We start from the raw sequence: 11773 nt of genomic DNA, 5'->3' as shown, positions 1-11773 counted from the left end.
GCGGCGAATGTGGACGAAAATCGCAGATGCGGACGCGTATCGCAGCTGGTCACAACCAGCGGCCGACCTGTTCGTGCTGCGGGCCGGGGAGACGTCGGACGGGGGTCTTCCAGTCGACGCCGTACTGCTTGCCGACCCACCACCACAGCCACGCCGTGATGCCGAAGATCAGCGGCAGCGAGAACAGCAGCGCAGCAGGGTTGACGGCGCCCTGCTCGAGCGAGTTCGGCGTCAGTGGCGCGAGCAAGAACGACATCGTGTTGTTCGCCGCATGCACGAGGATCGCCAGTTCGAGGCCGCCGGAGCGCCACACCAGCGCTCCCATGCACAACGCGAAGCAGGCGATGTCGATCTGGCCGACCCAGTCATACCCGTGGCCGAGCATGAACAGCGGCACGGGCAGGATGATGCCCCACAGCGGCGACTTCAGCCACGTCCCGAGCGCCTGCTGCGGCATGCCGCGAAACAGGTACTCCTCGCCCGCGCACTGCAACGGCGTCAGCACGAGGATGATGACGTACGACGCGACGAGTGACGCCGAGAGAGGCGGCACCGTCAGTTCGTCGCGGCCGAACAGCAGGGGCGGCACGAGGATCACGAGGGCATAGATCGGCACGACGACGCGCGCCGCACGCCCCAGCAGACCCCAGCGGAATCGCCCGAACACCGAGTGGATCGACCCGCGACGCCCGGCGCCCCACCACGACGCGAGCACGACGATGGGGACGAGCGCCGCGAGCGGACCGAGCATCGCCATCAGGTCGGCCGGGTTGCCACCGTCCTCGAGGCTCTCGCTCGCAGCGGGCAGGCCGAGGCCCTCCCATGCGAGCGCGACGACGCCCAGCGCGATCATCATGACGATCGTGACACCGAACGCCACACCCAGCGTCGCGAAAGGACGCCACCACTGCGCGACGCGCCAGTCGATGCGTGCCATGCGGTGATACGGCAACGGCTTCGGTTGCTCGAATGCCCACGCCGGGGGTGGCTTGCGCGGACCGGCTTGCGCTGCAACGGGATACGCAGCGCCGGGCGACGCCGGCGCCAACAACACCCCAGGCGGATACTGAGGCTGCGGAGCTGACGGCTGGGACCAACTAGCCGGCGCAGGCGCACCCGAAGCTGCGGGCCGGGGAGCTGACGGCGGGGGCCACCCGCCCGGGGCGAACGATCCCACACCGGGGGCGTTCGGCGCCGGAGGAGGCGACGACATCGATCCTGTGGGCGGTTGTGACCAACCGTGCGGCATGGGTGCGCCTTCGTGCCATGCGTTGGGCAGCTGCCCCGTCGGTGCCGCGGCGTCGCTCGCGGAAGCTGCCGACGTGTGCGCCCGGGAATCCGGCGCGGGCGAACCCGGAACCGACGCCGGGGTCTCGCGCGGTCGCGGCGGAACGTAGCGCCAGGCGTCGTCGTCCGGATGGGTGCGTTCGTCGGTCACGATGCCTACTGTGTCACGCGTCGATGAGGGTGCGCTGAGCACCATGACATGACGCGGTGAGCCGGCACTAGGCCTTACGACACGAGATGGCACGGGTCGTGCGGTGTCCTCGTATGGCTCGGGTGACCCGTCCGCCGCCGTTCACACGCTGCACACCGTCTTCTGGGCACAGCCGATCGATGACGGCCTGCGTCACGACGCCGGCGAATGCCGCGCCCATGAACACGAGGAGCGCGACGTCAGGCCGCGCGTCGACAGCGCGACGGAGCCACCCGGGACAGCCACGCGACCTGCCGGCAGCGCCCAGGAACACGAGAAGCGCGCCGTCCGGCCACGCGTCGTCAACGCGACGGGGCCATTCGCGGGAGCCCTGTCGGCGGTGCCCGTCAACAACGCGGACAGCGCGCCGTCCGGCCACGCGTCATGCAAGCCCGCCGTCGGACGATCTGGTCGTGCGCAGCGAGCGACTGCTTTCTGACGCCGCACCACCCCCGTCACCTCGTCCGACGGCTAACAGAGACGGCGCACCTTGAGACACCCGGCCCCACCTGCGAATTTCGTCCACCTTCGCAATTTCCGTCCACCTTCGCGAACCGCGTCCCCATGTGCGCTTCTCGGTCACATCGGCGATTTTCGTCCACGTTCGCGTCGTCGGCCCCCGTCACGAATGTGGACGAAAATCGCGGATGGGTACAGGCCGGCGGCGCCAAGAAGACGAGCGTAGGGGGACACGCCCCGGCGGCCGAGCCGGCCACGCCAGGCCGATTTCACCGCGCGGATGACACCCGGCGGGCGGCGCCGAACGTCAGCCCTGCGAACCGCGCCACAGGCGCATGGCGACGACGAGCGCCCCGCCGAGCGCCGCAGCCATGAGGCACACCGCAACGGGGTGGGCGCCGGCGCTCGCCATGCGGATCAGGACGACGGCCATGACGGCCAGCGAGATGCCGACGCCGAGCGTCACGATGAGTCGTTCCGCGAGTGAGATCTTGCGGTGTTCGTGGTTCATCGTGCACCTTTCTCCTGCCGACCTCGCGTTCAGCCGAACGCCCCCGAGGCCCTGCGCGCCGACCTCCCCCGAGGTCATCATTCTCACCCTATCTGGACGTCTGACTGAATTTCCGGACATCGCCTCGAGACACGCCGACCCCCACCGCCACCCGCCCCGCGAAAACACCGCCGGCTCCGGTCATGGCGGGGCAGAGTCTCACGGGGAGGCACACCCACCCATGAGGGCAGCGCCGGCTCGCCTCACCGGCAACCTCTAGAATCACGGCGTGAACGAACAGCCCGCAGAGGACGACGACGCCCGTGACGACGCGTCCGTCACACCTGAGCAGGAACAGCTGTTCGCCGAGACCGCGATCGATGCCGAGGACATGGCGACGACGTTGCGCGTCATCGGGATGCTGCACGAGTTGCCCGCGGGCCACCCCGACATCGAGACGGTGAAGCGCGCCGCGGGCACGATGTACAAGCGGGTGCGCAAGGCGCGTCGCGCGGAGGCGAGGGCTGCTGAGCTCGGCCCGTTGCGCGAGCAGGACGCGAAGGTGCTGGCGTCGACGGCGACGGGTTCGCCGCTGCGCATCGACGACGAGACGAAGGGAATCCCGTTGACGTCCAACGTCATCGGTGAGGTCGCCGGAGAGCTCAACACGCCGCGCGGGTGCTACATCTGCCACGCCAAGTACACGACCGTCGACGCGTTCTATCACTGGCTGTGCCCGAACTGCGCGGCGATGAGTCACGCGAAGCGTCACCAGCGCGTCGATCTGTGCGGCAAGCGCGCCCTGCTGACGGGCGGTCGCGCCAAGATCGGCATGTACATCGCGCTCATGCTGCTGCGCGACGGCGCGCACCTGACGATCACGACGCGTTTTCCCCGCGACGCCGCGCGTCGTTTCGCGGAGCTCGCCGACTCACCGGAGTGGATCGACCGCCTCAAGATCGTCGGCATCGACCTGCGTGACCCGACGCAGGTCATCGCCCTCGCCGACGAGGTCGCGGCCGACGGCCCGCTCGACATCCTCATCAACAACGCGGCGCAGACGGTGCGTCGCTCGCCGGGAGCGTACTCGAATCTCACTGCGGGAGAAGAGCTTCCGCTGCCGCGCGACGTCAAGCTGCCGCAGATCGTCCAGTTCGACCGCATCAGTGACGCTCACCCCGCGAACCTCGCCGGCACCCTCGCGGCCTATCAGCACACCCACGCCACTGACGAAGCCGAGCCCCAGCCCGACGCCGGACGTGACGTCCATGCGCCCGGCGTCACGCCCGCGGCCGGCCCGCTCAACCCGTCCGACGCTCTCGACCCGTCCCGCAGCGCGGCGGCGATGACGTCGCTCGCTCTGTCGGCGGGGCAGGCGAGCCTCGAGGCGCATCGGGCGGGCACGGCGGTCGACGCGGGTGGCCTGTTGCCCGACGTCGTCGACACGAACAGTTGGAAGCAGAAGGTCGAGGAAGTCGATCCGCTGGAACTCCTCGAAGTGCAACTCTGCAATTCAACAGCGCCGTTCCTGCTCGTCAGCCGTCTGCGCCCGGCGATGCGTGCGGCCGTCGCGCGGGGGGCGCGGCGCGCGTACGTCGTCAACGTCTCGGCGATGGAGGGGCAGTTCTCGCGCCGTTACAAGGGCCCCGGCCACCCGCACACGAACATGGCGAAGGCGGCGCTCAACATGATGACGCGCACGTCGGCGGGTGAGATGTTCGCGACCGACAAGATCCTCATGACGGCCGTCGACACCGGCTGGATCACCGACGAACGCCCGCACCACGAGAAGCTGCGCATCGCCGAGGAGGGCTGGCACGCGCCGCTCGACCTCGTCGACGGCGCCGCCCGCGTCTACGACCCGATCGTCATGGGTGAGAACGGAATCGACCAGTACGGCGTCTTTCTCAAGGACTTCGCCGAGCATCCCTGGTGACGGGCGCGCACCCCCGGCGCTCGGGGGGAGCAATCACCGTCACACCAGATCTCGAACGACCTCGTCGACGCCGGTGCCGCGACCACCCCAGGCCTGCAGGTGGTCGAGGTAGCCCTTCGGGGACGTGCTTGATCCGTTTCCTCTCCGCGCGACCGCCGACCTGACGCGCAGTCTGCAGGCCCTGCTTGCGCTCCTTGCGAGTGCCTGCAGCGCTGGCGACGACGTCGTCGAAGGCGACGAAACCCCCCGCGGCCAGGGCTTCGCGCGCGCTCGCGAGGTAGTGCCGCTCCTGCGCCCAGGCGTGCCGGGCGACGAGCAAGAACGCGGTGACGCTGACGGCGATCTCAAGGGGATCGCCGGGCCGTCGCGACCCTCGGATACCGGCGAGTTCCACAGGAAGTGCAGCCCCCAACCCAGTGCGAAGAGCCCGTGGAACGTGAGCACGCGCCGCGCCAACGACACCCGACGAACGCGCCGACGAGCAGACCGTGCATCGACCGCCGCAACGTCCGCGAGGCCACGAGCATGATGATGACGACGCCGAGCATCTTCGCCCGTTCCTCGCTCGTGGGGCCCGCGATGGCGGCGCCCCGGTCGGCCCCCTTGCCCTCGGGCAGGGGCTTCGCCGACAAGGCGAACAGGTGGTCGTTCGCATGCATCGCGAGCCAGGCGAAGCCGTTGCGCGTGCTGAGTTTGCCCCCGTCGAAGGCGACAGCCACACCCTGCTCGTCGAGGTGTCGCACGATGCGGTCGGCGGTCGTGTCGAAGTCGACGCTACCGTCGACGACAGCCAGCGTCAGGGTCTGCTCGTCCTTCTCGAAGTAGGCCGAGGAGCGCGAGAAGGACGGTGCCGTCACCCCGCCCTCAGGTGCCCGGAACGTCACGGAGTCCCCGGTCAGCCCCCTCGAGCGTCTTCGTCTCACTCGCCGCGACCGTCTCGACGGGAGTCGGGGTCGCTGCCGAGATCGCTGCCAGCACGGCCCAGGTCGCGCCCAGGAGCGCCGTGATGGCCAGAGCGGGCCCCACCTGCGTGATCTTCATCTGCCCTCCGATGGCATCGCTCGGTCGTCAGGTCGATCGTCGCAGGTGGCCTCCTCCCCTCCACTCCCGCCATGCCCGAGCCGACGCCCCGAGCGCGACGAAGGCGCCCCGCAGGCCGCATGGTCTTCCAGGCAGGGGCGAAACGCTTTGCTAGCGTCATGACATGACTGCCACCCCTGCCAGAGAGGGCTCGTCGACGCCTGCGGGCGCGTCGTCGGCCCCGTCAGGGCGCGGCGGCTCCCGCGGCATCGTTCCGCGCGAGGACGCCTCGTCGCTCGTGTTGCTGTTCGCCGGTGCCTGCGCCGTCACGATCGCGGCGACGCGCGCGTACCTCGTCCTGACAGGCTACCCGCGGGTCGGCGGCGAGGTCTCCCACATCGCGCGCGCCCTCTGGGGCGGGCTGCTGCTGACGATCGCGTGAAGCTCGGTTCGCTCGCGGCGTCGATGTACCTCGCGTCAGCGGCCGTCGGTGTCATCGCAGGCATCCTGTCGCTCATCGCGTTCCGCGCCATGAGCCCGAAGCACCAGAACGTCGAGCGTGCGTTCCGTTACGGCTCCATCGCGATGGTCCTCATGCTCGCCGTCGCCAACTCCCTCGGCGCCTACACGAGCCAGTTCGAGATCCTGCTCGAAGCCGCCCTCCAGGCCCTCGCACTGTTGACACTCAACCTCTGGGCCCGCGCCGAACGCGCGAGACAGGAAGCAGCCCGCCTCCCAGAGACCCCCCATCCCGCAACGAACGCAGAGCACGTCGAAGGAGCACCGTCAGCATGAGCACCCCCACCCGTCACCACCCCGCGGTGGCGAACGACCACGGATGGTTGCCCAAGCTGCTGGGGCTGCTCGTCGCCCTGGGCGGCGTGTGGTCGCTCGTGTCGATCCCGCTGCCGCGCAGCGACTTCGCCGACTGGGTCGACGACCTCTTCGCCGTCGTCGGCGTCCCCGCAGGCCCGAGTCTCTTCCTCGCCCTGTGTCTTCTCATCACCGCCGCAGCCCTGAAGCGCGGGCTGCGCGCCGCGTGGGTCGTCGCCCTCGCCGTGCTCACCCTCCAGTTCGTGGCCTGCGCGATCGTCGCCGTCAGCATCTGCACGGACAGCCTCGACGAGGAAGTCGACGACATCACGATCGCCCTCATCGTCGTGACGACGATTGTCACCGGCGCGTGGCTCGTCCTGCTCGTCATCCGGCGCAAGGACTTCCCGGCCCGCATGCGCTCAGGCTCCCTGCGGCGCGCGATCGTCACGCTGCTAGCCGGTCTGCTCGCCTGCATCGCCGTCATCTTCATGCTCTCCTGGGCGGCCCCCGGCGACCTGCACGGCGGTGAGCACCTGTGGTTCTCGATCCGCAGCGTCACCGGCATCTCCATGCCGCACGGCATCTCCGACGGCGCCAACGGGCCCCACTGGCTCGCCGCGTTCGCCGGCATCCTCGCCGCCGGCGTGCTGCTGCTGACGGTGTGGCGCTACACCGAATCGGCCGAACGCTCCGAGGTGCAGTCGGCCGCCGACGAACTGCACGTACGCCGCCTGCTCGCGCTGCACGGCAACCAGGATTCGCTCGGCTACTTCGCGACGCGCCGCGACAAGTCGGTCGTGTTCTCCCCCGACGGCGAGGCCGCCGTCAGCTACCGCGTCATCGGCTCCGTCTGCCTCGCCTCCGGCGACCCGCTCGGTGCCCGTGAGTCATGGCCCGCCGCCATCGGCGCCTGGCAGGCCCTCGCCCGCGAGCACGCGTGGCGCTCCGGCGTCCTGTCCGCCTCGGAGACGGGTGCGCGCGCCTACGTCGAGGCCGGGCTCAAGGCCCGCCCCCTCGGCGACGAAGCCGTGGTCGAACTCGACACGTTCAGCCTCGAAGGGCGCGCGATGCGCCCCGTCAAGCGCGCCGTCGCGCGCGTGCGTGAGGCCGGCTGCACCGTCGACGTCGAACGCCACTCGCGTCTCGACGCCGAGACGCTGCACCAGATCACCGAACTGTCCGAGAAGTGGCGTGGCGACGAACCCGACCGCGGCTTCTCGATGGCCCTCAACCGCCTCGAGGACGCGACGGACGGCCGCTGCGTCGCCGTCCTCGTCCGTGACGCACAGGGTCAGATCGTCGCACTGCAGTCGTTCGTGCCGTGGGGCATGCGAGGGCTGTCGCTCGACCTGATGCGCCGTTCCCCGAAGGCGCCCAACGGCGTCAACGAGGCGATGGTCGCGGCGCTCGCCGACGCGGCGTCCGACCTCGGGGTGCGCGACGTGTCGCTCAACTTCGCGATGTTCCGCTCCGTGTTCACCGGTGCCGACAAGGTGGGCGCCGGCATCGGCGTGCGCCTCGCCGACCGCATCCTGTCGATCGGCAACCGCTTCTGGCAGCTCGAATCGCTGTACGAGGCGAACGCCAAGTACCTGCCGCGCTGGGACACCCGGTTCGTCTGCTTCGACTCCGTCGGCAGCCTGCCACTCATCGGCATCGCCTCCGGCCGCGCCGAGGGCTTCCTGCCCGGCCACGCACCGCGCCCCAGCCACGACGCGGACACGATCGTCCACCTGCCCGACGGCGTCGAAGCACCGCTGGCGCAGCTCGTCGTCGCGCAGGACGAGGAGCTGCTCACGCCCGCACGACCCGTGCAGCGCCTCACCGAGCAGCAGCGCGTGCGCCACGCCAAGCTCGACGTCCTGCGCGAGGCCGGCATGGAGCCCTACCCCGTCGACGTGCCGTACACGATGACGGTCGATCTTGCCCGCAAGGCGATTGTCGAAGGCAACGGGGTGGACGCCGGCGTCGTCTCCCTCAGCGGCCGCGTACGAGCGCTGCGCGACCTCGGCGGCGTCGTGTTCGCCTTCATCGAGGAGCACGACGTGCGCCTGCAGGTCGTGCTCGAGGCGGGCGCTGTCGATCCGCAGCTCATGCGGTTGTGGCGACGCACCGTCGACGTCGGCGACCACGTCTCCGTGACGGGCACACTCGGCCACAGCCGTCGCGGCGAACCGTCGCTGCTCGCGTCGTCGTGGTGCATGGCGTCGAAGTCGCTGCGCCCCATCCCCAGCGACCACACGGGCTTCACCAACCCCGAGGCACGCGTGCGTCAGCGCTACCTCGACCTCATCGTCAACAAGGATTCGGCAAATCTGCTGCGCGCGCGCTCGCGGGGCGTCAGCGCTCTGCGTCGCGCGTTCGAGGAGCGCGGCTACATGGAGGTCGAGACGCCGATGCTGCAGGCGGTGCACGGTGGCGCGAGCGCGCGACCGTTCCGCACGCACATCAACGCGTACAACGCCGACCTGTACCTGCGCATCGCGCCGGAGCTGTTCCTCAAGGAACTCGCCGTCGGCGGCATGGACCGCATCTTCGAGCTCAACCGCAACTTCCGCAACGAAGGCGCCGACGCGACGCACAACCCGGAGTTCACCTCCGTCGAGGCGTACGCCGCGCACGGCGACTACAACACGATGCGCGTGCTGACGCGCGAGCTCGTCCTCGAGGTCGCCACGGCCATCCACGGCGAGCCCGTCGCCGTCCGCCCCGACGGACACGGCGGCGTCGAGCGCCTGCGCCTCGACCACGAGTGGCCCGTCGTGCCCGTGCACGAAGCGGTCTCGAAGGCGACGGGCACGACGCTGACGTCGAACACGCCGCTCGAGGAGGTGCGCGCCGTGGCCGACGCGCACGACGTGCACTGGGCGGAGACGATGACGGCCGGTGAGGTCGTGCTCGAGCTGTACGACGAGCTCGTCGAGGGCCAGACGACGATGCCGGTGTTCTACACCGACTTCCCACTCGAGACGTCACCGCTGACGCGCACGCACCGCACCGACCCGAAGCTGTCGGAGCGCTGGGATCTCGTCGCGTTCGGCGCCGAGATCGGCACCGCGTACTCGGAGCTCGTCGACCCCGTCGACCAGCGCAACCGCCTCACCGAGCAGTCGTTCAAGGCCGCCGCCGGCGACCCGGAGGCGATGGAGGTCGACGAGAACTTCCTCGCCGCCCTCGAGTACGCCATGCCGCCGACAGGTGGTCTCGGCATCGGCGTCGACCGCCTCATCATGATGCTGACGGGCAACAGCATCCGCGCGACGCTCGCGTTCCCGTTCACGCGACCCAACGAGGGGCAGTGATGGCGTAACCGTCGCCTTGTCGCCTTGTTCACAGCGTGGCGCGCATCGGTCGGCCAGGAGCACTCTCCTCGTCGACGGGTGCGCGCCACGCTTCGTCGTGTGGGGTGTGGACGGGTCGGGCTGCGGCGCGGGTACGTTGAGCCGCGGCGGGTCCGGGGCGGCGGGGTTGGGGCGTTGGTGCGGGGGCGTCGGGTCTGGCGAAGAGCCAGCCTGAAGGGCCGATGCGGATAACGGTGCGGTGAACGCCGCGCGTCATTGCGCCGACGCGCAGGTGAATGGGTGACGATGGGGGCATGCGTGACATCTCGGCGACCGACGGGGACGCCGGCCGGCGACCCCCTGCGCCGAGTGACCCCGTTTCACGGGAAACCACGTCGGGCTCCGCCGCACCGGACGAGGCGGCATCGGCCGACGCACCATCCGATACGCGCGGGCCGTCACTGCCCGGATATTCGCTGACGGACGTGCTGTTGCACGGCCCGGTGCTCATCGCGCAGGGGCGTCAGGTGCAGCGCGACGTGCCGCGCCTACCCGGTGCGGCCGGGCGCGAGGGCGTCACGAGCACGATCTGCGAGCACCACGCCGAGCGGGACGGTCACGAGCCGCATCTCGTCGTGCTCGGCGACAGCGTGGCCGACGGTGTCGGCGTCGAACACCATCGCGACTCGATCGCGGGGCGCCTCGCGAGCCGCATGTCGGATCGGCTCGAACGGCCGGTCAGCTGGCACGTGCTCGCCCGCTCGGGCGCCGACGCCCGCGACGTCGCCCACCTCACCCAGCCCGCGAGCGCCCAGGCGCAACTCGCGCGCGCTGACGTCGTCGTCATCAGCGTCGGTGTCAACGACGTGAAGAACCTGCGCACCGAGGAGGCGTGGCGCGTCAGCCTGACGAAGCTGCTGACCCGCGTGACGGCGCTCGCCGGCGACTCCCCCGTCATACTGCTCGGGTTGCCGCCGATCGAGGCACTGCCCGCGATGCCGCAGCAGCTCGGTGACGCCCTCGGCGGGCGTGCACGTCGGTTCGAGGCGATCGCTGCGGCGATCGTCGCGGACTACCCCACCGTCCGCCACGTACCGCTGACGAGTCCGAAATGGGCGCGCGACAAGGCCTTCGCCGACGACGGATTCCACCCCTCGCCGTGGCTGCACAAGAAGCTCGCGAAGGAGATCGACGCGCTGCTCGCGTGATCGGCGTTCGTGCGCGCACGGCGCTATCGGACGCGGGCCGAAGCGACCACGCCCGGCCAGGTGAGTCACTTCGTGCTCGTCGAGTCAGTCACGACTGACGCAGCGAGCACCATGTGACGCAGCCGGCCTGGACCCTTGGGGATGCGGCCCGGGAATGGGCGAGGCCGGGGTCCGCGTTGACGAGTGCGTGAGTGATTTCGACGCCGCCCAGAACACCGACCTGCGATCCCCTGACGAGACCTCCCACTCGGCCGACTCCTTCGCGAAGAAGGCCGCCGACATTCCGCTGTCGATCCTCGACCTCGCGCAGGTCGGCAGCCATCAGAGCGTCGGCGACGCGATCCGCAGCAGCGTCGAGCTCGCGCAGCGGGCTGAGGCGACAGGTCGCTTCGAGCGCATCTGGTTCGCGGAGCACCACAACATGAAGCACATCGCGTCGGCGGCGACGTCGGTGCTGCTCGCGCATGTCGCGTCGCAGACGCAGACGATCCGCGTCGGCTCCGGCGGCGTCATGCTGCCGAACCACTCGCCGCTGACGATCGCCGAGCAGTTCGGCACGCTCGCCGAGCTGCACCCGGGCCGTATCGACCTCGGTCTCGGACGCGCGCCCGGCACGGATCAGCGCACCTGGCAGGCGCTGCGACGTGACCCGCACGCGAGCGACCGCTTCCCGCAGGACGTCGTCGAGCTGCAGGGGCTGCTCTCCGACACGAGTCCGCTCGCGGGCATCGAGGCGATCCCCGGCAAGGGCACGAACGTGCCGCTCTACATCCTCGGCTCGAGCATGTTCGGCGCGAAGCTCGCGGCGGCACTGGGCCTTCCGTACGCGTTCGCGAGCCACTTCGCGCCCGATCAGCTGCAGGCCGCCGTCTACGCCTACCGCTCGGAGTTCAAGCCGAGCGCCCAGCTCGACGCGCCGTACGTCATCGCCGCGCTCAACGTCGTCGCCGCCGACACTGACGACGAAGCGTCCGCGATGTACGAAAAGGTGCTGCGTTCGCGCGTCGAGATGATAGCGACGCGCTTCGGCATGGCCGATCGCGACTTCACCGACGCCGAGCTCGACATGCTGCTCGACTCGCCCGC

At 70.0% G+C, this 11773-nt stretch carries 9 protein-coding genes; 6 read left to right on the top strand and 3 right to left on the bottom strand.

All coding sequences use genetic code 11. The features are described from left to right. Positions 1-49: 49 nt before the first annotated feature. Entirely contained in the window at positions 50-937 is an 888-nt protein-coding gene (locus B2284_RS09380) for a CPBP family intramembrane glutamic endopeptidase (protein ID WP_050786507.1), read from the bottom strand. Between the two features lie 1306 nt (positions 938-2243). Continuing rightward, complete coding sequence (locus B2284_RS09375) at positions 2244-2447, bottom strand: hypothetical protein (protein ID WP_115296821.1); 204 nt, start codon at positions 2445-2447, stop codon at positions 2244-2246. Positions 2448-2715: 268 nt separating this feature from the next. Between B2284_RS09375 and B2284_RS09370 the strand changes: the two genes are divergently transcribed. Next, positions 2716-4362, top strand: coding sequence for an SDR family NAD(P)-dependent oxidoreductase (locus B2284_RS09370; RefSeq protein ID WP_006945103.1), 1647 nt, complete (start codon positions 2716-2718; stop codon positions 4360-4362). A gap of 344 nt (positions 4363-4706) precedes the next feature. Here the strand turns inward: B2284_RS09370 and B2284_RS09365 are convergent, their stop codons facing one another. Beyond that, positions 4707-5219 carry a PrsW family glutamic-type intramembrane protease gene (locus tag B2284_RS09365; RefSeq protein WP_286697411.1) on the bottom strand — a complete coding sequence of 171 codons (513 nt, stop codon included), beginning with the start codon at positions 5217-5219 and terminating at the stop codon, positions 4707-4709. A 347-nt stretch (positions 5220-5566) separates the two neighbouring features. On the opposite strand from B2284_RS09365, the gene B2284_RS09360 reads away from it, so the two are divergent. The 5 genes from B2284_RS09360 to B2284_RS09340 all read left to right on the top strand — a co-directional run. Continuing rightward, entirely contained in the window at positions 5567-5824 is a 258-nt protein-coding gene (locus B2284_RS09360) for a hypothetical protein (protein ID WP_074040484.1), read from the top strand. After that, positions 5821-6177 carry a hypothetical protein gene (locus tag B2284_RS09355; RefSeq protein ID WP_006945125.1) on the top strand — a complete coding sequence of 119 codons (357 nt, stop codon included), beginning with the start codon at positions 5821-5823 and terminating at the stop codon, positions 6175-6177. Before B2284_RS09360 ends, B2284_RS09355 begins: the two co-directional genes overlap by 4 nt. After that, positions 6174-9500: a bifunctional lysylphosphatidylglycerol synthetase/lysine--tRNA ligase LysX gene (lysX, locus tag B2284_RS09350; protein ID WP_136788639.1), complete on the top strand. Its 3327-nt coding sequence runs from the start codon at positions 6174-6176 to the stop codon at positions 9498-9500. The genes B2284_RS09355 and lysX overlap by 4 nt, the downstream gene beginning before the upstream one ends. Positions 9501-9964: 464 nt before the next feature. Beyond that, the gene (locus tag B2284_RS09345; RefSeq protein ID WP_286697410.1) at positions 9965-10687 is read left to right on the top strand and encodes an SGNH/GDSL hydrolase family protein; all 723 of its coding nucleotides are present in this window, start codon (positions 9965-9967) and stop codon (positions 10685-10687) included. Positions 10688-10841: 154 nt separating this feature from the next. Further along, positions 10842-11773: LLM class flavin-dependent oxidoreductase (locus B2284_RS09340; RefSeq protein ID WP_286697409.1), on the top strand; the 932-nt coding region annotated here is incomplete at its 3' end.

The sequence above is a fragment of the Dermacoccus sp. UBA1591 genome (assembly GCF_002322065.1).
Lineage (GTDB): Bacteria > Actinomycetota > Actinomycetes > Actinomycetales > Dermatophilaceae > Dermacoccus > Dermacoccus nishinomiyaensis.
The sequence above is the reverse complement of the archived record's forward strand: the minus strand, read 5'-3'. Positions and strand labels throughout refer to the sequence as shown.

Bases quoted from the DNA above. Each gene is read 5' to 3' on its own strand.
- lysX (WP_136788639.1), top strand. From the start codon at position 6,174: ATGAGCACCCCCACCCGTCACCACCCCGCGGTGGCGAACGACCACGGA.
- B2284_RS09375 (WP_115296821.1), bottom strand. From the start codon at position 2,447: ATGAACCACGAACACCGCAAGATCTCACTCGCGGAACGACTCATCGTG.
- B2284_RS09360 (WP_074040484.1), top strand. From the start codon at position 5,567: ATGACTGCCACCCCTGCCAGAGAGGGCTCGTCGACGCCTGCGGGCGCG.
- B2284_RS09380 (WP_050786507.1), bottom strand. From the start codon at position 937: ATGGCACGCATCGACTGGCGCGTCGCGCAGTGGTGGCGTCCTTTCGCG.